This is a genomic window from Undibacterium sp. Ji83W (assembly GCF_049340385.1).
Classification (GTDB): Bacteria; Pseudomonadota; Gammaproteobacteria; order Burkholderiales; family Burkholderiaceae_D; genus Undibacterium.
On the sequence record NZ_JBMPOZ010000003.1, the window covers coordinates 106167 to 129908 of the forward strand.

Below are 23742 nucleotides of genomic sequence, written 5' to 3' on the forward strand. Positions count from 1 at the left end.
TTACTGCAAACCCAGTACCGTGACTGATTGCGGTGCCAGCTTCAATGTCATTTGATCATTGACTATGCGGGCTTTCACCGGCTTGGTAACAACTGTATCAGGGACTACAAATGTATTGACGGCATCAATACGCGGCGCCGTCAGGGTTTCGCCAAGGGCCATGCTGGCTGCTGCACCAGTTAGCTTGATGGTGATATCAACTGCAGCATTCGGATCAACATTGGTCAGTGCCAGCCATAGCTTGCCAGCCTTATCCCTGGCGGCAATGGCGTCCACTCCCGGCAAATGAATATCTGCAAAAGTATAGGTGCCTGCATCAATACTGACTGGTATCAATTGCGCATCCTGAAATGGCACATACATCTTGAAAACGTGGTAGGTTGGCGTCAGCAGCATGCGTTCTTTGTCAGTCAGTATCATGGCCTGCAACACATTCACCATCTGCGCGATATTGGTCATCCTGACGCGATCAGCATGGCGTGCAAAAATATTGAAATTGAGCGCAGTGAGAATAGCGTCACGCTGTGAATTTTGCTGCATCAGAAAGCCGGGCTTACTACCTGGCGCAGGTGCCAGCCACGAGCCCCACTCATCGACCACAAGTGCAATTTTTTTGGCTGGATCATATTTATCCATGATGGCTGCATGGGTCTTGATGAGATCATCCATGCCCACTGTCTCTTTGATGAAACTGGCATATTCATCCTCACCAAAACCAGTTGCCTTTTTAGCCGGAGGCCAACCGTTAACGGTGTATGAATGCAGGGACAAGCCATCAATATTCCAGCTCCACACCTTGTCCCGCCATGCCTTCATGATGGTCTCGGTATATTCAGTCTTGCCACCGTCTGGGCCAACCGCGATCTGCTGCATTTTCTGACCGTTAAGATAGTTACGGCTGAAGCGGGAATAGACCTTGAGCTGATTCAAATAATAATCAGCACTCATGGCCCCACCACAACCCCAGCTTTCATTCCCTATACCCCAGAACGCCACTTTATAAGGTGCGGGATGCCCATTCGCAGCTCTCTCCAGTGCCAGCGCGGTATGCTCGGAAGTCATATATTCCAGCCATTCAGCCGCTTCCTGTGGCGTGCCTGTGCCAACATTGGCCGATAGATAAGCTTCAGCGCCGATCTGCTCGACAAAGTCCATGAACTCATGGGTGCCAAAGGTATTTGGCTCAACTACCCCACCCCAGTTGGGATTCAAACCTGCACGCCGCTTATCAGCTGGGCCTATGCCATTACGCCAATGATATTCATCGGCAAAACAACCACCTGGCCAGCGCACTACCGGCACCTTGATTGCTTTCAGCGCTGCCACTACATCATTGCGGATACCGCGTGTGTTAGGAATAGCCGATCCCGCACCTACCCAGACTCCCTCATAAACTCCATGTCCCAGATGTTCAGCAAATTGCCCGAAGATGTGCCGGTCTATGACAACGCCGGGCTTGCTGGCATCCAGCGTCAGCGATGCGCTCTTCACGACGCGAGGAGCATCGGCGGCATGCACTGCAAATACAGACAAAGCCAGCACCAGCAGCGCAGCCAGACCAGAATAAACTTGCCTCATTGAGTCTCCTGTTTCTTGTAATGATGATTCAGCCAAAATCCAACGAAGCAGAAGTGAACGATTGCCACGATGATTCGGGTTAAATGTTAGCGCAAACAATTATATTAATGAATCATGTTAATTGCCATTAAATTCAATGTCGCATAGCACCATGACATGAAAACCTCCTGGTGAAGATGTAAATTCAGGACTTAAATTCAGAGTCAAATAATTGAGGTATGCCCACGATAGCAATTGCTGAAATGAATTCTGCTCTCCATCAGATCTGCTGTTGCACTGCAATAGCTTACGCACATAGATAAACTACTTGGATAGAAAAATGTTAGCGCACAACATTAATTTTTATATTTTTATTGACACTCTCTCAATATAGCTTTTAAACTGAATAATGATCGCGCTAACATCAGGTATTAAGCAAGTACGGAAGTGTTCAGAAAAAATGGGGCTGATTGCCAATATGCAAGCGAAGAATACAAACAGCCTTGAATGTTGTGACGACCGCGCCGCCGTCTACCCCCGCCCGATCCAGAGAAGATAGGGCGGTTTTACCCACCGCCAGTCTGCACGGGCGGTGTTTTTTTACATTGAAGGCAAGGTAAGTAATGAAAGCACCAAAACTCCGTACTTATATTTCTGCCTGCGTGCTACTACTGTCCCTGCTGGACTTGCAAGCGGCAGTTGCGGCTGAATCCCTGCCCTATTTGCGCAAACAGGGTACGGCAACGCAACTCATGGTCAACGACCAGGCCTTCCTGATACTGGGTGGCGAACTGCATAACTCGTCAGCATCCAGCCTGACTTACCTGAACAAGCTCTGGCCAGCCTTGAAAGCTGCTGAACTCAATACGGTACTGGCACCAGTGGAGTGGGATCAGATAGAGCCAGTAGAAGGCCGTTTCGATTTCAGTGTAGTGGACGGTATGTTGCAACAAGCCCGTGCCAACAATACCCGCCTGATCTTGCTGTGGTTTGGTGCCTGGAAAAATTCCATGTCTACCTATGTGCCAGCCTGGGTGAAACGAGACCAGCAGCGTTTTCCGCTTGCGCAAAATCGTGCGGGTGCAGCACAGGAAATACTGACGCCCTTCAGCCCCAATACGCTGGCGGCTGATACTGCCGCTTACAAGGCTTTGCTGGCTCACCTCAAACAAGCAGATACACAACGCACGGTGATCATGGTGCAGGTCGAGAATGAAATCGGCATGCTGCCAGATGCGCGTGACCATGGCCCACTGGCTGACACGGCATATAAGGAAGCTGTACCAAAGGCATTGATGGATTATTTGCAAGCCCATCGCAGCAGTCTGCATCCTGCTATACAGACACTGTGGACCGCAAATGGCAAGCGCATGAATGGTAACTGGGCCGAGGTATTTGGCAATAGTGTCGCGGCGGAAGAAGTCTTTCAGGCCTGGGCCTATGCCAGCTTTGTCGAAGGCATGACAGCCGCAGCTAAATCTGCCTACCCCTTACCCATGTATGTCAATGCTGCACTGAACCGCCCGGGCAAGAAGCCTGGCGAATACCCAAGTGCCGGGCCACTGCCACATCTGTTCGACATCTGGAAAGCCGCAGCACCCTCCATCGATGTGCTGGCAATAGATACTTACTTCCCTAACTTCACTGAATGGGCAGTGCAATTCAAACGCCCTGACAATCCCCTATTCATACCAGAAGCGAATAATGCAGGGCGACATGATGCGGCAGCCAAGGCTTTTTACTCCATAGGTGAACATGACGCCTTCGGTTTCTCGCCCTTTGGCATAGAAGACAGTAACGGCAAAGGAGATGACACCTTGCCACAGGCTTATCGCGCACTGAAACAGCTGGCACCCGTGATAGCTGAGTACCAGGGCAGCGGCAAGATGCGTGGCTTCAAGGCACATGTCTCTTATGATGGCGTGGTGGATTCCACGCCGCAAAAAGTCACCATGGGTAGCTACGCGCTACAGGTTAACCTGAACAAGCAATGGAGCAAAACCGAAAACAAGGACCTGGAAGCGCATGGCGGCTTGGTCATCCAGCTGTCAGATACAGAATTCCTGATCGCGGGCACAGGGCTGACGGTGACGTTCAAGGATGCCAGCAATGCCGGGGACATGATAGGTTTTGAAAAAATCACCGAAGGCACTTATGAAAATGGCAAATGGATTGAAGGGCGCTGGCTGAATGGCGATGAAAGTCATCAAGGCAGGCAGATCATGTTGCCGGATAAAGGGGTGACAATCCAGAAGCTCAAGCTTTACCGTTATCGCTAAGTCTGCTGCTTGTTAGCCCCAGCGATGGCAGCTTGTGGTAAAGTTTGGCGCTAACAAAGTGCCATTTTTCAAACGGATTTCCAAAGCAGATGACGAAAAGCAAGGTGAAACAAGAGGCGGTTGCCATAATTGACAATCAGCAACATGCTCCAACCATGTCTGATGTGGCCAAGCTGGCTGGTGTCTCAGCAATGACTGTATCACGCGTCATGAACGGTGACAGCAATGTACGCGAGCAAACCCGCACGCGTGTTGATGCCGCCATTGCCCAGTTGAACTACATTCCCAACCAGGCTGCCCGCCGTCTGGCTGGCTTGCGACCTATCCGCATAGGATTCTTGTACAGCAACCCCAGCGCAGGTTATCTGAGCGAATTTTTGGTCGGTCTGCTGAACCAGGTCAGCCCGAATAATATTCAACTGGTGGTCGAAAAGTGTGAAGCTGATGAACATGATGTGGAACAGGCCCAGCGTCTGATCACCAATGGGGTAGACGGCATTATCCTGCCGCCACCATTATGTGACTCAGCCCGCCTGATCGAACTGATTGCCGCTACCGGCACCCCGGCGGTAACTGTGGCTTGCGGCCAGCCGGACCCACGGGTAGGTGGTATCAGCATTGACGATTACGAGGCCGCTTACGCCATGGTCTGCCATCTGGTCGCCCTTGGTCATCATCGCATAGGCTTTATTATCGGCCACCCTAACCAGAGTGCCAGTGCCCGTCGCCTGGAAGGCTTCAAAGCTGCCATCGCTGAAAAGAATGTAGAAAGCGCGCCAGAACTGATTACACAGGGCATGTTCACTTACCGTTCTGGCCTGGACGCTGCAGAAGCCTTGCTGGGCTTGCCAGAACGCCCCACCGCGATCTTTGCCAGTAATGACGACATGGCTGCAGCAGTAGTGTCCATTGCCCACAGGCTGGGGCTGGATGTACCAGGCGACCTGACCGTTGCAGGTTTCGATGATACTTCACTGGCCACCACCATCTGGCCAGAATTGACTACCGTGCGCCAGCCTATTGCCGACATGGCAGAAGCGGCAGTGCAGTTGCTTTTGCAACAGATACGCGGCCAGCGCAATGGCACGCCGCAAGCGCCGGAACATGTACGCATAGACCATACCCTGGTGCGACGACAATCTGACGCCGCACCACGCTTGCGACCACGCACCCAGTTTCTGGCCAAAGTAGCACCTTAGGCCCCGCACTCATCGGCACTCATTGGCAATCATCGGCCAATCTCGCATTTCTGCAATGCTGGCAGGGGAACTGCATTCGCCATGGCAAGAAATCCTGCCGGTGAAGGGTGCAGGAAATCACCGTTGTGATAATCCTTGCGTATATATTCGGCCTGCGCAGGGTCGCGGATGGCAGCATCAAAGTCAGCCACTGCATCAAATACCCCTGAATTACGTATCCAGGCATTCACGGCCTGACGGTCTTCTTCATTATTGAGGCCAGGACGATAATAGTCGCTGCCAGTGTAAGGCGTGATGGTGGCGCCAATGACGCAGATACCATGCGCATGGGCACGTTCAACCAGTTGACGGTGGGCAGTGAACAAGTCATCCATCATCTTTTTTCTGGCTTCAGGAATGTCGTCACCGTTGCGATGCTGCCCACCCAGGTCATTGACGCCTATCATGATAATCGCATGTGTCACGCCGCTACGTAAAATCACATCGCGATCAAAACGCGATGCCAGATTGGGGCCAGTGCCATCACGTAACATGCGCCCGCCACCTATGCCGGTATTCACTACAGCCATGGCGGGCATACCCTCTTTCATCAGGCGTGCGGACAGCAAATCAGGCCAGCGGTTATTACCATCGGTCGTGGCACCGTGGCCATCAGTAATCGAATCACCTATGGCAACCACGGCACCAGTATTGCGTGGTGCCTGCACTTCAATATCGGCAATCTGATACCAGTGCGCGACCTTGCCAGCATCTTGCCAGATCGGGTCCAGTATGCGGTTACCTTTGGTAAAAAAACTATTGGCGCGCGAACCAGGGTGGCTGGTCTGGCGCACCGGTTCGCCCTTGAAATACATGGAAATGGCAAGGTCAGATGCAGGAGCATGCTGGAGATTAACGGCATCGCTATAGTACTCGCTGCCTGCCGGTATCATGACGCTGCTGCGACCAGAAAATTTTAGCGCTTGCAGGGTTTCGGTATCAATGTCTGTCTTGCCCGGTGCGATTGCCCTGGCCAGGCTGGCACTGTCGATAAACAGCGGCGTACCACCAAATACATTGCTGAAGCGTACACGCACACGGCTACCACCCAGCGAGACATGGACAATCTGGCGCAAACTGGCGTCACGCCAATTGGCAGCTGGCAGCATATTCTCTGGCTCGGGTATCTGTTGCGCCGCGCCCCAGGAAGAGACCCAATGCCAGTCTGGCTGAGCTGCTGCATGAGCGGTAGTAGTCAGTGATATTGCTGTCGTCAGCAGCAGACTTGCCGCCAGCGTGTATAACTGTTTTTGTGCATGTCTCATTTTTTGTCTCTTATATTTTTTTATGCAGTTGCTGTTCATCCAGCTCAGAAGCGTGGGCTGCTGCCCTGGAAATCGGGATCATATTTGCGCATCTGCCCCAGGTCGTCGCGGTTGCGTATGCCGCATTCCAGATATTGCTGATGCAGTACCGCCAGTTTGACGTAATCAATTTCCACACCCAGACCTGGTGTTGTTGGCACGGGTACCGCCCCATCTTCGAAACGCACCCTGTCGCCCTTGATGACGTCTTCTTCCTGCCAGGGATAATGGGTATCGCACGCATAGGTCAGACCAGGAATGACAGCAGCCACATGGGTCATGGCCATAAGGCTGATACCAAGATGAGAATTGGAATGCATGGACATGCCCATGCCAAATACTTCACACATGCGTGCCAGTGATACCGTGGCACGCAAGCCACCCCAGTAATGGTGATCAGACAGCAGTATGCTCACCGCATGGGTAGAGGCATTGCGTTTAAATTCCTCCATGGTGGTGACCACCATATTGGTTGCCAGTGGTGCTTCGCAATGCCTGGATAATTCGGCCATGCCTATTTGCCCTGGTGTTGGGTCTTCATAATATTCCAGCAGATCATCCAGTTCTTTGGCTGCGGCGATGCTGGTTTCCAGCGACCAGTTGGCATTCGGGTCCAGCCGCAATGGCAGAGTGGGAAAAGCCTGGCGCAAAGCCTTGATGGCAGCGATTTCTTGCGCTGGCAGCATGACACCACCTTTCAGCTTGATACTTTTAAAACCGTATTGCGCAATCATGCTCTGCGCCTGTTTGACGATTTGTGTTGGCGTCAACGCTTCACCCCAGGCATCTGCCGGATAAGGATTGTTTACGTGCGTGGCATATTTGTAGAACAGATAGGCGCTATACGGCACCGCCTTGCGCACCGCACCTCCCAGCAGATCACAAACTGGCAAACCCAGGATCTGGCCTTGCAAATCCAGCATCGCCACTTCCAGCGCGCTGATGACCTTGTCTGCATTCTTGTTGGTATGTGAACCAGGTGCCAGTTCTATCTGTACCCCTGCGCCACCGCCAGTGGACAGGATATTCTTACGCACACGCTCTTCCATGACAGTCAGGTCAAACGGTGTCAGGTCTGCCAGCAAGGTCCTGGCCTGCTCCAGCACCTTTAACATGGGTTGATCACCATAGGTTTCCGCAATGCCGATACGCCCATCTGCCGTTTCAACTTCTATGATGCTGCGCAGTGCCCATGGTTCATGAATACCGCTGGCGTTCAACAAAGGTGGGTCACGAAATGCGATAGGTGTCACACGTACCTGGCGTATCATCATCTTGGCATTGCGAATAGTTTGACTCATTGTTCATCCATGCATAAAAATGGTTTTCAAATAATTAGCGCTTCATGCTTTCTTGTGGCCCCAGATAACTTGCGAACAAGCCACCCGTATTCACGACTATGCGCTGCAGCGTGACACCGGCATCGATGCCGTAAATACGTATGCGGTGCACTCCCGCTTTGGCGATGTGGTGCTTGCTGCTGATTTTACGCATCTCGTTTCGCACTGAGTCTTCCCATGCCTTTAAACTCATGTCTTTGACTATATTGAAAACCTGGGGCTTTTCATCATCAATGGCGATGGCAAAACGTAGACCCGGCCCCTCGGAAAAAGGCAGCGTAGGTGCGAAAATCGTATCTATGCTGACATCACCAGTCGAATGCAGGTAGGTCGTGTATTCCAGGTAAGGTGCCTGGCTCAGGTCGGTAAAATGCCTGTCGTTTCTGGGAAACACGGCCATGGAAGACAAGTGTCGCCCGTGTTCCGGGATTTTTTGCCAGGAAAATTGGCCTGCATTCTTTGCCTGACTATAGTGTTCTGCCTCTATCGTCACATTGCCATCTGACTCGACAAAACCTTTGTAGTCTTGCGGCAGCGGCGCGACATTCAGGGCAGCTACTTTAATGCTGGCACCACCCCAGCCCGTGCCTTTGATGTCTATCGTCCCTTCAGCCTTGCCTTTGGGTAGTTTGCCCCAGTCTATGGACACCTTGATGTCTTGGCTGCTGGTCACCTGGCCGCTGGTATCGCTGAGGATAATCCAGGGTGCACTGACCCTGGCGGTGAACTTGTATGCCTTGGTTCCCTTGTTAAACACCGTGATAGTGCGCTGCTGCTTTCCAAAAGGGTCAAAACGTGCCAGTTGATAATTGCCCTGATGCGGCCAGACTGATGCCGCATTCTGTGGCCAGGCCGGTTCAATGTCTTCAACTGCCACGCCCATGTCCGCGCCATTGTGTGGCTGCAAGTCATACAGCAAAGGCATGGTATTTGCGGCGGGCTGGTCCCAGTGGATGTAGCCGATATGGGTCTGGTCCATGAAGTGCTGCCACTTGCCATGGCTAAGTTCGGTATCGTACTGGCGCTGCAAATCAGCATCGGCTTCAAACAATGCGCGCGCCTTGTCCGCATAATCGTTTGCATAAGCCCGCCCCTGCCTGGCATACAAATGATTTTTACCCACCATGTCATACATCTCGGTGACGATGGCACTGGCTTTGACCGGGTGCAGCACCAACTGGAAAAACGCATCCCTGTAGTCTGCTGGCATCTTTGCATACAGTGCTTCTGCCCTGCTGCGCAAATCCCTGATCTCCGCCGTCACGCGATCTGCTTCATCGTAATGCAACTGGCTGTAGGTGGTCGGATCTTGCAGTTCTGGCTTGCGGCGGTAATTATGGCGTGAATAACCGGTCATCAAGGCGGCGATTTCCTCTGCATGTTCCGCACCAAATTCACGTTCTGCCCATAGCTTGCCAAATTCTGGAATACGTTCTTTCGGCCACTGCTCCGGGTTCCAGGCCATGCGCAAGAAAAACTCTATGGGATATTCCATGGGCTTCAAATCGCCGACATTGACTATCCATATCTGCCTGGCGTCAAAATGATAGGCCAGGTCCATTTGCTCCCATACCTTGGCAATGGAATTGGTATTGATCCAGCGGTAAGAACGCGGGCCGCCGACATAGTCAAAGTGGTAGTAGACACCGGCGCCACCGGCGCGCTTGCGTTCTTCCGGCTTGGGCAGGCGGCGGATATTGCCCCAGTTATCATCGCACCACAGCAAGGTCACATCATCCGGCACGCGCATGCCTTTTTCATAGTAAGCCTGCACTTCTTTATACAAGGCCCAGACTTGCGGTACCTCAGTGGCTGGTTTGTCATGTACCTTGCTGATGATCTGGCGCTGGTCCTTGACGATGTTTTCCAGCAGCGAGATGTTTTCACTTTCCGACATCGGTTCATCACCATCACCACGCATGCCTATGGTGATCAGGCTTTCCTGACTCTTGTTGCGGGCAACGCCGCCTTCCCAGAAGGGATAGAGTCTGGCCTTATTGCTCTGGTAATCCCATTTACCGTTTTCTGCCGTCCACTCCTTATGGGCACGCATCATGGGTTCGTGATGCGAGGTACCCATGATGATGCCGACTTCATCCGCCAAAAAGCGGTTTTGTTCATCGTCGACATTAAAGGCATTGTTCCACATGGCGGGCCACAGGTAATTGGCCTTTAGACGCAGCAGCAATTCAAACACCTTGCCATAAAACTGCTGATTGTAATTGCCGTAATTCTTGACGACCCAATTCGTCAGCGCTGGCGCTTCGTCATTCAAAAAAATACCGCGATATTTGATCTTGGGAATTTCCTGCACCAGGGTATTCTTCTGGATTGCGATACTGCTCTTCTTTTTCAAAGGTACATCCGCCCACCAGTACCAGGGTGACACACCTATCTGTTCAGACAGGTCATACACACCATACACACCGCCGCGTTTATTGGCACCGATAATCACCAGCGCCTGCGCCACATCCGGCAAGGGATTTTGCACCGTCACCAGTTGATATGCATCCCATTGATTCACAATGCCGCTGACATCAATCTTATGCGCTGCAATCAGTTGATCAATGAGCTTGCTTTTTCCTATGGTACCGACGATGACAGCCTGGCCCTTCAGGCTTTGTACGTCATTGGTGATGACCGGCTTTTTACCTGTAATGCCTTCTAAATCTTTTTGCAGATTAACTACCGCACGCTGGACACCAGCATGGTCAGCCACATCAACATACAGAGTGGCTGCACTGCTGGCGTTGACCAGGACCATGTCACCAGCGGCTGCCACTTGAGTGACATAGGATTTTTCACCAAGAGCAAAACAATTATTGGCCGCAGCCATGAAAAGACAAGCGGCAAAAAATATCCATTTTGAAAACTGTCTGCTCATACGAGCACGGTGGCGTGCACCAGTTCATTAATTTGCATTTTCTTGTCTCAATTCTCGTTTCAATTTATAGTTTATTTTTATAAGCTACAAATTCCTGTTCTGAATTTGTGCAAGCTAAACAATGAACTCCGCCACTGTTTTGTGCAATTATGAAACTCACCAATCACGATCATGATTACACTCAGCCATTTTCAGGCCCCGGACGATACGGTAGACGGACGTAGCAAGACAGGCTGATGAAATGCTGCCAGCCTCGATTCAATTTGAATTCAGCGTTAATTCGGCTTCAATCCAGCTTCGTTTCAGCTTTGCAGTGAAATTCTGTAGATCGTGGTTTGGCGATACACTTCGCCTGCGCGCAAGATCACCGCTTCTGCATAGGGCCCATTGATTTGATTGGGATAAGCATGCGCCTCAAGGCAAAAACCATCATGTACTGCATAGTCACGCGCATCGCGTCCGGCCACGCCGTTGAGGAAATTGCCGCTATAGAATTGCAGGCCAGCCTGATCGGTGGAAACAGATAATTTACGTCCTGAGCCGGGGTCGTACACAGTGGCCACTTCACGCACAGTGCCAGGTTTTCCATTCAATTCTGCCTGCACGCAATAACAATGATCAAAACCGCCTGCCATCAAAATCTGCTGGTCTGGCCATGCCAGCCTTGGGCCTATGGGTGCGGGCTGGCGAAAGTCAAAGGCACTGCCAGCAACGGAAGCCAATTCGCTGGAGATACCCGCTTCATCGATTTTCAGGTAATGCGATGCATCAATAAACAAAAGCTGGTCTTTGATATCAGATGTGCCCGCATTCAGGTTGAAGTAGGGATGCGAAGTCAGGTTGATGGCAGTAGGCGCGTCAGACCTGGCTTCATATTCTATGCTCAGGCTGCCTTCATCATCCAGGCGATAAATGACCTGCACTTCAAGATTGCCAGGGAAACCAGCATCGCCATCAGCCGAAGTCAGCAACATGCGTATGCCATCTGTCTCTTCCATGACATCCCAGCGGGCGGTATGAAAGCCGCTATTACTGCCATGCAGATGATGATCGCCATCATTGCAGTCAACTGAAAAATTGCTGCCATCAATGGAAAAATGTCCCCCAGCAATGCGGTTCGCCCAGCGACCTATGATGGCACCAAAATAATAGGGGTTTTGCTGATAGCTGTGGGCATCTGCATACGCCAGCAAGACATCACCTATGCGGCCATATCGGTCAGGCGTCAGCCATGAAACCAGCGATGCACCACGGTCGCTGATACTCAACTGCATATCATGCGCATTGCGCAGGGTATAAATATTTTCATCTGCTGTTTTGACAGTGCAGGAAACTAGCTTTTTATTCGTCATCACTTTGCTCGGCAAGTTGAGTTTGTGGATGTGGCAGGCCTGCGGCATTTGCTTCTGCCTGCGTCAGGCTTTCCTGATATTTGCGCGGTGTACAACCCAGTTCCCGTTTAAAAACGGCATGCATATACTGTATGGTGGTAAAGCCGCAACTGACTGCAACGTCGGCAATACTCGATTGTCCGCTAGCCAGCATGGCCTTTGCTGCTTCAAGCTTGAAATGCAAAATCTCGTCATGGACGCTGCGCCCCAGCTCTTGCCGGAAATAGGATTCCAGCGAAGAACGGGAGATGCCGACATAGTCAGCCACCTGCTCGGTCTTGATACCCTGGCAGGCATATTGGCGGATGAAATGGCGCGCCTGCATCACGTGCGGATGCTTGGGTGTTTCAAAGCGTGAAGAGGTCAGGACATTGATGCCAACCGGCGGCACCAGTATCCTGGTGCTGGCAATGCGGGCACCATTCAACATCTGGTGCAAGAGATGAGCAGCAGTGCGCCCCATTTCCTCTGCCCCCTGCATGACAGAACTCAGTGGTATCCGGGTCAGCATGCGCGCCAGTGGATCATTGTCTATGCCTATCAGGGCGACTTGCTCTGGTACGGCGATACCCGCAATCAAACAGGCCTGCAATAATTGCCTGGCGCGTGCATCTGTTACCGCGATGATACCTACTGGCTTGGGCAAACCTTCCAGCCATTTGATCAATTGCTCGACCGCTTCATCCCAGGATGGCGCGCTGGTAATCTGGCCGCGATAAATTTCTCCCGTCAGGCGATCACGTTTCATCAGATGGCGGAAGGCATTTTCACGCTCCTGCGCCCAGCGATTTTCCGGTGCATCTGGCAAACTGAACAAGGCAAAGCGCGGCAAGCCTGCCTCAATCAAATGATCATAGGCCAGCTTGATAAGTTTGAAATTGTCCGTTGCCACATAAGGAACACCCTGTGGATAATGATCCTGGTTTTCGTAGGAACCACCGACAGCCACCACCGGCACCCGGCTATGCGACAAGGCTTCACAAACGACAGGATCGTCAAAGTCGGCAATGATGCCATCGCCCTGCCAGCGTTCTATCCCATGTAGGCGGGCACGAAAATCTTCTTCCAGAAACAAATCCCAGGATACCCTGGTTGAACTCAGGTAAGAGGCAACCCCGGCAATGATTTCCCTGTCATAGATTTTGTTTGCATTGAACAATAAGGCTATCCTATGCGAGTTGGGCATCTTCATATTCGGTCTTCTCCATGGGCGATGGCTTGCTTGCCATACTTTTTATATTGTACTGCCTTCCCTTTTTTTCTCTTTTTATTTCAAAAGATTGAAAGGAATGCCAGCACTGGCAAGGGCAATATCCCATCGACATAGATTCTTTTGACTACTCCTTTTAATATTCAGACCACCACCAATTTGACTGATTTAAGATCAACACTGCTGGAACCAGCATGTATGGTGAAGCTGCCCGGCTCCACCACGCGTTTCATGTCCATGTTGTAGAACGACAAATCTGCTGGTTTGATATCAAAAGACAAAGTGCGTTTTTCGCCCGGATTCAAGCTGACGCGTTTGAAGGCTTTCAATTCCAGTACCGGCCTGGTGACAGAACTGAAATCATCGCGAATATAGATTTGCACGACTTCATCGCCCTTGACGGCACCGGTATTGCTGACATCGACTTCGACTTTGGTGCTATCGCCAACACCCATCGTGGCCCTGGACAAGCGTGGTTCTGAAATACTGAACGAGGTATAGCTAAGGCCAAAACCGAATGGGTACAAGGGTTTGGTCGATGCATCCAGATAACCACGGCGTGCCGACGGTTTGTAGTTGTAATAAATCGGCAACTGACCGACATTGCGCGCAATCGACACCGGCAATTTGCCACCTGGGTTGACCCGGCCAAATAAAATGTCCGCCGCTGCAAAGCCGGTTTCCTGCCCCATGTACCAGCCTTCTACCAGCGCGTCTGCGCGTTCGGCCAGCAGGTTGACGGACAGCGGGCGACCATTCAGCAAGAAGACGACGGTCGGTTTGCCCAGATCAAAAATCGCTTTGGCCAGGTCATTTTGCTGGCCCATCAAATCCAGGCTGGCACGGTCACCCAGATGGTTATCGGCCCAGGCTTCACGGCTGGTTTGTTCATTGTCACCCAATACCATGATGATGGTATCTGCAGATTTGGCCGCCTCTACCGCTTCGGCAATCAGCTTGGCATTCACTGCCGGTGGCGTGAATTTGACTTCATCATGTCCCCAGACATGACCGCCTTCGGTGATGCGCACACCTTCGGCATAACTGAGTTCAAAACCCTGGGCCCGGCTTTCCGCCTGTAAGCCTTCGTAGATGGATACCACATGGCGCGGGATGTCAGAATACCCGCCTATAGGGCAATCCTTGGCGTGTGTACCCAGCAACAAGACTTTGCCGACCTTCTTGCCGTTCAGCGGCAGCAAGCCCTTGTCATTTTTAAGCAGGACCACGGAACGGGTGGCAGCTTCACGCGCCAGTGCCACTGCATCTTGCGTCGCAGTCAGTTTGTCGGCAATGCTGGCATCGACATAGGGGTTTTCAAACAGGCCAGCCAGGAACTTGAGTTCCAATACCCGGCGCACGCAGCGATTGATTTCTTCTTCAGAAACGCGCTTTTCTTTGACCAGTTCTGCCAGGGTGCGATAAGCCAGGCCATCCGGTGTTTCTATATCGACACCAGCCTTGATGGCGCGCAGTGCTGCTTCTTTGGGATTGGGCACCAGCTTATGCCTGGTCACCAGTTCATTGATACCGAAATAGTCCGACACCAGCGCGCCTTTAAAGCCCCATTCTTCGCGCAAGACCTTGGTCAGCAACCAGCGATTCGCATGCGAGGGGACGCCACCGATTTCATTATAGGAAGGCATGACGGCGCTGATATTGGTTTCACGCACCAGCTTTTCAAAGGGCGGGAAAAATTCTTCGCGCAAGGTACGCTCACTGACTTCTGCCGGGCCTATGTTGGTGCCGTTTTCTGGCTGGCCGTGGCCCGTCATATGCTTGAGCGTGGCAAATACCTTGTCTTTCGCCAGTTTCTTGTCTTTGCTCATGGGGCCCATGAAGCCGATCACCGCAGCCTTGCCCATTTCGCCGCACAGGTGCGGGTCTTCGCCATAAGTTTCTTCTATGCGGCCCCAGCGCGGCTCACGTGCCACGTCGACCACAGGTGCCAGCGCAAAATTGGCACCGCGTGCACGCATCTCACGTGCCGCCACGCTGAATATTCTGGTCGCCATATCCGGGTCGAACGAAGACGCCAGCCCTATCGCCTGCGGGAAGCAGGTGGCATCACGCGCGACATAGCCATGCAGGGCTTCTTCATGCATGAGCAACGGAATGCCCAGGCGCGTCTGTTCGACGGCCCATTTTTGCACGGCATTGACATAGGTGGCCGTTTGCAAGGCATTGCGGTTTGGCACCGAACCATCATCACCTGCGCCAGTAGCCTTGGCTATGCCCTGATGGTCGGATGGGCGTGCCATCATCCCCAGACCATGAGGATAGACTGTGCCTGCCTTGGCGACTGAAAAATCGCCATTGGCTTCCTGTATCAGTTTTTTGTCTTGCCATACGCATTGCATCTGCATGATTTTCTCATCCAGGGTCATGCGCCCCAGCAGATCTTCAACACGTGTTGCCAGTGGTGCAGCAGCATCTTTGTAGATGGGTTTAGATCCCGCTTTTGCGGTAGCTGCCCACCCCATAGTCGGTGATAACACCGCCCACCCGGCCAGACCGGTCAAGCCTGACATGGACGCCAGGAATTGCCTGCGTTGATTACTCATTGAATCTGTCTCCATCTATTTTTTATTTTTAAACCATCAGGTCATGACACAGGCCAACTATTGCCTGATGACTGCCATCCCATCTTGCATGCAAAACCAGGCTGGCACAATTATGAAACTCACCAAGCCGCATCATGATTACAAATGAGATGCGCGCAAATAAAAAAAGGCGATCCCTATGAAATCGCCTGTCAAGGCAAGGAAATCCTTGCCAGTTCTGGAGCGAACTATCTAGAACTCATTTCATAAATAGGATGAGTGCGAACAAGACGATTTGGGATGCAGTGCAAGGCGTGACGCGAAGCTAAGGCTGGTGCCTTAGCAAGGGGCGCAACGCTGTAATGCGCCCAAATCGTCAGTTCCCGAAGGGTTTGTCTCATAACGCGTGCTGGACTGCGTTGGACTCGTTGCCAATAGCACCGCTATTGACTGCCTCGTCCGCCTTGCCAGCCCACGTTATGAGACAAACGCATCTCACCCTACTGATGAAATGAGTTCTAATCACCTTTTTGCTGAGCGAGTACTGACATCCACCCACACTGCCAATGTCAGGATGCAGCCTTTGACTATCATCTGCCAGTAGGTATCCACATCTAGCATGGACATGCCATTGTCCAGGCTGGCCATGACCAGGGCCCCAATCAGGGCACCATATACCGTGCCAGAGCCACCGCGCATGGAGGTGCCGCCGATAAAGCAGGCAGCAATCGCATCCAGCTCGCCCGAAGTACCGGCAGAAGGTGAGCCTGCCGCCAGCCGTGCGGTATTGATGAGGCCAGCCAGCGCGCACATCAAGCCCATGATGCCGAATATCCACAGCTTGATGGCATTCACATTGATGCCCGAGAGGCGGGTGGCTTCCATATTGCTGCCTACTGCATAAATCCTGCGGCCAAATACGGTTTGCGTAGTCATGTAGCTGAAAATGCCCAGCAAGACCAGCAGCAACAGCACAGGCAAGGGGATGCCTTCGTAACTGTTAAAGGTGATGACGAAAGCCAGCAGTACCGCCGCAATCGCAGAAAGTTTGATACCGTCACGCGACAGCGGTGCGACTTCCAGTCCATGCTGCGCACGTTTGTTGCGTTGCTGCCAGGTCAAAAACACTGCCAGTGCAAACAGGGCTATACCCAGCAAGATACCGGTCGTTGCCGAAAGATAACCCTGACCCAGATACACCATGTCAGCAGACACTGGCGCTACCGTGGTGCCGCCTGTCACACCCAGCACGATGCCGCGATACGCCAGCATGCCACCCAGGCCAACAATGAAGGATGGTATTTTCATGTAGGCAGTCAGGTAACCATTGAACAGTCCTATCAGCAAACCGAAAATCAACACCACCATGAGATTTAATGGCAAAGGTAAATGATGGGTCACATCCAGCACGGCTGCCACACCGCCCAGCAAACCCAGCAAGGAACCGACAGACAAATCAATCTCACCAGCGATAATCACCAGCGCCATGCCACAGGCGACGATGCCGGTAATCGACATTTGTCGCATCAGGTTGGACAGATTGCGCGGTGTAATGAAACCACCTTCGGTTTTCCAGCTGAAGAAAGCCCAGATCAATGCAATGGCAATCAGCAGGGCCAGCATTTTGTATTGTGTGAACAGCTGTTTGATATTCAGGTTTTTCATTTTAATTTTTACCGATAGCGATGAATGGCATCAGACGGGTGATCATTGCACAGGGCTTAATTGACTTGCCTGGCTTGACTGGTTCGGTGCTAGTACATGGCTTTGATCCAGCGCCGCCGCCAGCAGGGTTTCCTGCGTCAAATCCTGATTGATGAAGTTGCCGCGCAATTTGCCCTCACCTATCACCAGCACACGGTCAGAAATACCCAGCACTTCAGCCAGTTCAGACGACACCATGATGATGGACATGCCCTGCTTCACCAGTTCAAACATGAGTTTGTAGATTTCATACTTGGCACCGACATCGACACCGCGTGTCGGTTCATCGAGTATCAAAATCTTGGGTTTGGTCAGCAACATCTTCGACAGCACTGCTTTTTGCTGGTTACCGCCGGACAGGCTGGTAATCGGCAAAAACGGGCTGGCGGTTTTCAGGGTCATGCTGGCGATTTCTGTACGTATGGTCTTCAGTTCCGCTTCCTTGTCGATGCGGCTCATGCGGGCGAACTCATGCAAGACGCTCAGGCTCATGTTCTGGCCCACATCCAGGTCGGGGACGATGCCATGCTGCTTGCGGTCTTCCGGCACCATGGCCAGCCCAGCGCGTATGGATTTCAGCGGGCTGCTGCTATCAAGCTTGCGGCCGTTCAGCCAGACTTCACCTTCATATTCACCGGGGTAGGCACCAAACAGAGCCGACACCAGTTCAGTACGGCCAGCACCAACCAGCCCGGCTATACCCAGAATCTCACCCTGGCGCAGAGTGAATGAAATGTCATCGACACGCTTGCGCTGCGGGTTTTCTGTGTCATAGCAGGTCACATTGCGTGCTTCAAACACCACTTCACCGATGGTATGATCTTGTCTTGGATAAAGCTGGCTCATTTCACGCCCCACCATCTGGGCGATGATGCGTTCTGCACTCATATCGGCCATGGGTGTAGTGGCAATATGCTGGCCATCGCGTATCACTACGATGGTGTCGCAGATGGCTTCGACTTCATCGAGCTTGTGCGAGATATAAATGCAGGTCACGCCCTTGGCCTTCAAGGCGCGGATAATATCCAGCAAGACCGTGATTTCTGATGTCGTCAGTGAAGATGAAGGTTCATCCAGTATCAACAGTTTGGCCTGCTTGTTGAGTGCTTTGGCTATCTCTATCAATTGCTGGTGGCCGCCACCATAGTTCTTGACCGGCAGTACTACATTGACTTCAGGGATATTCAATTCACGCAGTAGTTCTTCGGCCCGCTTGTTCATGGCGGCATAGTCCATGCGGCCACCGGGAAGGGTGATTTCATTCCCCAAAAACAGGTTTTCGGTGACTGACAATTCTGGCACCAGCATCAATTCCTGATGGATGATGATGATGCCCGCCGATTCAGTATCGCGTATGGACTGCGCCTTCAAGGGCTTGCCTTCCCACAGGATTTCACCATCCCAGCTGCCATGCGGGTAGACACCGGACAGCACCTTCATCAGGGTGGATTTGCCAGCCCCGTTTTCACCGCACAAGCCTATGCATTCGCCAGCCCTGACCTTGATGTCGATACCGTTTAAAGCCCTGACACCGCCAAACTGTTTGACGATATCCTTCATTTCCAGCAAATATTCAGACATGCTATTTTTCTCGGAAGAACCTGGAACAAGCCAACACAAACAACCAAACCTGGCCCATCAGGCTTGGTCTTAACTGCATGCTGTATCAGTTGGCAGAAAGCTGTGCCTTGGTATAGAAACCCTCATCAACCAGCAAGTTCACATTTGCCTTGGTCAGGGGAATAGGTTTCAAGAGTAAAGTGCTGACTTTTTTAAAGCCATTGTCGTATTGGGAATTGTAGGCAGGCTTTTCATTGCGCACCAGTTGCACGGCCAGTTTGGCAGCTTCAGAAGCGATCAGTTTCAAAGGCTTGTAGACGGTCATGGCTTGGGTACCGGCCATCACGCGTTTGACGGCGGCCAGGTCGGCATCCTGCCCGGAGACTGGCACCTTGCCACTGAGTTTTTGTGAAGCCAGCGCCTGTATCGCACCACCGGCAGTGCCGTCGTTGGACGCAACGATGGCATCAATCTTGTTGTTATTTGCAGTCAGGGCATTTTCGACGATGGACATGGCTTCAGCAGCGCTCCAGTCCTTCACCCATTGTTTACCGATGACCTTGATATCGCCTTTGTCTATCAGGGGCTGCAAGACCTTCATCTGCCCTTCACGCAAGATCTTGGCGTTATTGTCGGTAGGCGCACCACCCAGCAAATAGTAATTGCCTTTCGGTTTCAATTGCACCAGGCCTTCGGCCTGCATTTCACCGACCTTGGCATTGTCGAACGAAATGTAGGCATCAATATCTGCATTCAGGATCAGGCGGTCATACGACACCACCTTGATATTGGCTTTCTTGGCTTCGCGGATGGCATTATTCAATACCGTGGCGTTGTAGGGTACGATCACCAGTACATCAACGCCACGCGAGATCAGGTTTTCTATCTGGGAAATCTGGCGTTGTTCACTGGCGTCGGCTGATTGCACAAATACCTTTGCACCGAGTTTTTCTGCTTCTGCGCTAAAAAAATCCCTGTCCCTGACCCAGCGCTCTACCCGCAGGTCATCGATGGAAAAACCGATTTTTGGATTCTTGGCATCAGCGTGGGCACTGCCAGCCATACTGCCACCCAGGGCAAGCATGACACTGAGGATAGCAATTTTTACTTTGGTATTCATTTTTTGTCTCCGTTTGGATTAAAGCATGGGTATTGGCATTGCCAATCCCATTTATTATTGCTTTATGTATTCGTTATTCTGGATACGCTGTTTCTTGTATTGTCACTTATTTAAGCATATTAATTTGAGCATCTTAGTGATTATGGCGGGGTAAAGTATTTCCTATACCTATATACGGCACAGCCAATTCCATGCAGGCCCCGGTTTCCAGCTGCCCGACTGTAGAACGATAAATCTCTTGCCATGGCGTCTGGCTGGCCGGATAGGCCGGTATCCCCTCAGCCTTGCGGCTTTCCAGTTGTTCTGGCGTGATCAGCATGTCGCAACTACCCGTGTTCAGGTTGATACGTATGGTGTCACCGCTACGGATATAGGCCAGGCCACCGCCGACCGCACTTTCAGGCGAAGCGTTCAGTATGGATGGGCTGTCCGACGTGCCGGACTGCCTGCCATCACCCAGCGTAGGAAGGTTCAATATGCCACGCTTCAGCAGCGCATCCGGCGGTTGCATGTTCACGACTTCAGCCGAACCGGGCCAACCCACCGGGCCAGCACCACGTATCACCAGGATGCTGTCTTCATCAATATTCAGCGATGGGTCATTGATGCGTGCATGGTAATCACCGGAACCATCAAATACCACGGCCTTGCATTCAAAGATGTTTTCCTGCCCGGCCTTGCTCAGGTAACGGGCGCGGAATGCGGGTGAGATCACGCTGGTCTTCATGATGGCAAAGTCAAACAGATTGCCCTTCAGCACCATGAAGCCAGCCTGCTGTTTCAGCGGTGCCGCATATGGGTAGATGACTTCGCGGTCATTCGTCTGCCTGCCGTCGAGGTTTTCTTGCATGGTCTTGCCGGTCACGGTAAGACGGTCGGCGCGCAGTTTCCCTGCCTGCAGCAACTCCCACATGATGGCTGGCACACCGCCAGCACGATGGAAACGCTCGCCCAGGAACTTGCCAGCTGGCTGCATGTTCAAGATCAGCGGGATGTCATGGCCATGCGCCATCCAATCATCCGAATGCAGCTCTACATGGGCATGCCTGGCCATGGCCATGATATGCGGCTGAGCATTGGTGGAACCACCAATTGCGGCATTCACCACGATGGCATCGAGGAAGGCATCACGTGTCAAAATACTGGATGGACGGATATCCTGATACGCCATCTCGACAATGCGACGGCCTGTTTCATAGGCGATCTGGCCGCGTTCACGGTAAGGCGCGGGAATGGCCGAACAGCCAGTCAGCGACATGCCCAGGGCTTCAGCAAGGGCGTTCATCGTGGATGCCGTGCCCATGGTATTGCAATGGCCAGCCGATGGGGCTGATGCCGCCGCAATCTGCAAGAATTTTTCTTCATCGATATCGCCTGCGGCCAGTTGCCTGCGGCCCTTCCAGATGGCGGCACCAGAACCTACCAGTTCACCATCCATCCAGCCGTCCAGCATGGGGCCACCAGACAAGACAATCGCCGGGATATCCACCGTTGATGCGGCCATGATCTGGGCTGGTGTGGTTTTGTCGCAGCCCGTGGTCAGCACCACGGCGTCAATAGGATAGGCATGCAGAATTTCAACCAGGCCCATATACGCCAGGTTACGGTCTATTGCTGCGGTTGGCCGGCGGCAGTTTTCAAAAATCGGGTGCAATGGGAATTCCATCGCAATACCACCAGCGTCCCGGATGCCATCCCGTACACGCTTGGCCAGTTCCAGATGTATGCGGTTGCAGGGGCTGATGTCGCTGCCGCTCTGCGCAATACCGATGATGGGGCGGCCAGAACGCAGTTCGTCAGGGGTGATGCCATAGTTCATGAAGCGCTCCAGATACAGCGCTGTCATGTCGATGTGATCGGGATTATCAAACCAGTCTTGCGAGCGGAAGCGGCGAGCCTTGCTGTCGTCAAACATCATGATGCAGACTCACTGAACTGATATTGGGGCAGACCGGGCACGTCCACACGGAAAGAAAACAGGCCGCCCGCCAATGGTTGCAGTTCACGTCTTTCTGCCGACATGCCTTTCCAGGCCGTGGTCACAAAGACGGTACGCAAATCGGCACCACCAAAACAGACCTTGGTGATATTCGAGCACGGGAAATTGATGACCTGGACGATTTCGCCAGCGGGTGAATATCGTTCCACACGATTGCCAGCAAAAATCGCCACCCACAGAAAACCTTCTGCATCGACCACGGTGCCATCCGGGTGGCCACCGTTGCTGATGTCGGCAAACACACGCTTGCCGGACAAGCTGCCATCGGGTGTCACATCAAAGGCATAAATCTTCTTGCGCAAGGTATCGGTGTGATAAAACACTTTGCCGTCAGGGCTCATGCAGGGGCCATTGGTGATAACGTAATCATGATCCCTGGCCTGCAAATTGGCCAAAGTATTAAGGCGATACAGCGAACCGCTAGGCGCTTTTTCGCCATCATCCATGGAACCAAACCACAGGCAACCCTGGCTATCAATATAGCCGTCATTAAGGCGGTTGCCGGGTTGATCAGTTTCCACTTCCAGCATACTGCTGAAGCTACCGGTGCTGCTGGAAAAGCGCACCAGCTTGCCCGGCAAGCCACAGATGAAATTGCCGCTTTCCCCCTTGATGGGCAGGATAAAGCCGATCTGGTCTGGCGTATCCCAGCTCTGGCGAGCCGAACCATCTTCTGCACAGCGATGGATTTTATGGCTTTTGATATCCACGAAGTAAAGCGCGCCCGCATGCCACACCGGGCCTTCGCCCAGATGCGTAGCCACTTCCCAAATGCAGTGAGACTGATCCAATATCATGCGCCGTACCATCCTGCGTCCACAAAATAATCACGTCCTGAACAACGCGCGGCGTTGTCAGAGGCCAAAAACAAAGTCAGGGCAGCGACGTCTTCGGTTTCCACCCTTTCGTGCAGGCATTGGGCGGCCAGTATCTGCGCTTCTTCTTCCGGCGTGTGCCACAGTGCCATCTGGCGTGGGGTACGTACTGAACCGGGAATGATGCAGTTGACACGTATGCCGTCTGGCCCCAGATCACGGGCCAGGCCACGGGTCAGGCCTTCTATCGCTGCCTTGGCTGTCATATACAGGCTGAGCTTGCCAAGGGCAAGATGCCAGGAAATGGAGCCAAAGTTAAGGATAACACCACCGCCCATGGCTTTCATACCTGGTGCCACGGCCTGGGCACAAAAAAACTGGTGACGCAAATTCACGGCAAAACTGTCGTCCCAATAAGTGGGCGTCACATTCTGCACCTCATGCCTGTCATCATTGGCGGCATTATTGATCAAAATCTCGACAGCACCATATTCACTTTCTATATGGGCCAGTACTTTGGCCAGCGCATCCAGGTCGGTCAGGTCGCAATGCATGAATCTTGGCGGTCTGGCAGACTGATGGAGACTTTTTTCCAGCGCCTGCGAAGCCTGGTCGGCGATATCCAGGAAAAAAACCTGCGCCCCCTGCTTGCAAAAGGCATCGACGATGGCAGCACCTATGCCGGTACCGCCACCGGTCACGACGACTCTCTTCCCGGCCAGATTCGGGTAACTTGCATAAATCATTGGTTTTCTTTCTTGGTCCGCATTGAGACCAGGGTTCCCTGCCTCTGACGAC

General features: G+C 52.5%; 15 protein-coding genes. 2 read left to right on the top strand and 13 right to left on the bottom strand.

Annotated features, from left to right (window positions below):
* Positions 1-1578: an alpha-N-arabinofuranosidase gene (locus tag ACO0LD_RS07270; RefSeq protein ID WP_423005210.1), complete on the bottom strand. Its 1578-nt coding sequence runs from the start codon at positions 1576-1578 to the stop codon at positions 1-3.
* A 602-nt stretch (positions 1579-2180) separates the two neighbouring features.
* On the opposite strand from ACO0LD_RS07270, the gene ACO0LD_RS07275 reads away from it, so the two are divergent.
* Both ACO0LD_RS07275 and ACO0LD_RS07280 read left to right on the top strand, forming a co-directional pair.
* Positions 2181-3836, top strand: a complete 1656-nt coding sequence (locus tag ACO0LD_RS07275; RefSeq protein ID WP_423005212.1) for a DUF5597 domain-containing protein — start codon at positions 2181-2183, stop codon at positions 3834-3836.
* 89 nt (positions 3837-3925) lie between these two features.
* Positions 3926-5035 carry a LacI family DNA-binding transcriptional regulator gene (locus tag ACO0LD_RS07280; protein WP_423005214.1) on the top strand — a complete coding sequence of 370 codons (1110 nt, stop codon included), beginning with the start codon at positions 3926-3928 and terminating at the stop codon, positions 5033-5035.
* Between the two features lie 29 nt (positions 5036-5064).
* On the opposite strand, the gene ACO0LD_RS07285 is transcribed toward ACO0LD_RS07280, so the two are convergent.
* The 12 genes from ACO0LD_RS07285 to ACO0LD_RS07340 form a co-directional block, all read right to left on the bottom strand.
* Positions 5065-6339, bottom strand: coding sequence for an SGNH/GDSL hydrolase family protein (locus ACO0LD_RS07285; protein WP_423005216.1), 1275 nt, complete (start codon positions 6337-6339; stop codon positions 5065-5067).
* Between the two features lie 44 nt (positions 6340-6383).
* Positions 6384-7679 carry a glucarate dehydratase family protein gene (locus ACO0LD_RS07290; protein ID WP_423005218.1) on the bottom strand — a complete coding sequence of 432 codons (1296 nt, stop codon included), beginning with the start codon at positions 7677-7679 and terminating at the stop codon, positions 6384-6386.
* A gap of 34 nt (positions 7680-7713) precedes the next feature.
* On the bottom strand, positions 7714-10554 hold the full coding sequence (locus ACO0LD_RS07295; RefSeq protein WP_423005220.1) for a glycosyl hydrolase 115 family protein: 2841 nt from the start codon (positions 10552-10554) through the stop codon (positions 7714-7716).
* Between the two features lie 350 nt (positions 10555-10904).
* Positions 10905-11954, bottom strand: a complete 1050-nt coding sequence (locus ACO0LD_RS07300; RefSeq protein ID WP_423005221.1) for an aldose epimerase family protein — start codon at positions 11952-11954, stop codon at positions 10905-10907.
* A complete protein-coding gene (locus ACO0LD_RS07305) occupies positions 11944-13179 on the bottom strand; it encodes a XylR family transcriptional regulator (protein ID WP_423005895.1) in 1236 nt (411 codons plus the stop codon). The genes ACO0LD_RS07300 and ACO0LD_RS07305 overlap by 11 nt, the downstream gene beginning before the upstream one ends.
* A gap of 167 nt (positions 13180-13346) precedes the next feature.
* Positions 13347-15767: a glycoside hydrolase family 3 N-terminal domain-containing protein gene (locus ACO0LD_RS07310; RefSeq protein ID WP_423005223.1), complete on the bottom strand. Its 2421-nt coding sequence runs from the start codon at positions 15765-15767 to the stop codon at positions 13347-13349.
* A gap of 501 nt (positions 15768-16268) precedes the next feature.
* Positions 16269-17411 (bottom strand): sugar ABC transporter permease, encoded by a 1143-nt coding sequence (locus ACO0LD_RS07315; RefSeq protein ID WP_423005225.1) that lies wholly within the window; start codon positions 17409-17411, stop codon positions 16269-16271.
* 42 nt (positions 17412-17453) lie between these two features.
* Positions 17454-19031, bottom strand: coding sequence for a D-xylose ABC transporter ATP-binding protein (gene xylG / locus ACO0LD_RS07320; RefSeq protein WP_423005227.1), 1578 nt, complete (start codon positions 19029-19031; stop codon positions 17454-17456).
* A gap of 85 nt (positions 19032-19116) precedes the next feature.
* A complete protein-coding gene (gene xylF, locus ACO0LD_RS07325) occupies positions 19117-20130 on the bottom strand; it encodes a D-xylose ABC transporter substrate-binding protein (protein ID WP_423005229.1) in 1014 nt (337 codons plus the stop codon).
* A gap of 133 nt (positions 20131-20263) precedes the next feature.
* Positions 20264-22048 carry an IlvD/Edd family dehydratase gene (locus tag ACO0LD_RS07330; protein WP_423005231.1) on the bottom strand — a complete coding sequence of 595 codons (1785 nt, stop codon included), beginning with the start codon at positions 22046-22048 and terminating at the stop codon, positions 20264-20266.
* Positions 22045-22926: an SMP-30/gluconolactonase/LRE family protein gene (locus tag ACO0LD_RS07335; RefSeq protein ID WP_423005233.1), complete on the bottom strand. Its 882-nt coding sequence runs from the start codon at positions 22924-22926 to the stop codon at positions 22045-22047. The genes ACO0LD_RS07330 and ACO0LD_RS07335 overlap by 4 nt, the downstream gene beginning before the upstream one ends.
* A complete protein-coding gene (locus ACO0LD_RS07340; RefSeq protein WP_423005235.1) occupies positions 22923-23690 on the bottom strand; it encodes an SDR family NAD(P)-dependent oxidoreductase in 768 nt (255 codons plus the stop codon). The genes ACO0LD_RS07335 and ACO0LD_RS07340 overlap by 4 nt, the downstream gene beginning before the upstream one ends.
* Between the last annotated feature and the right edge of the window lie 52 nt (positions 23691-23742).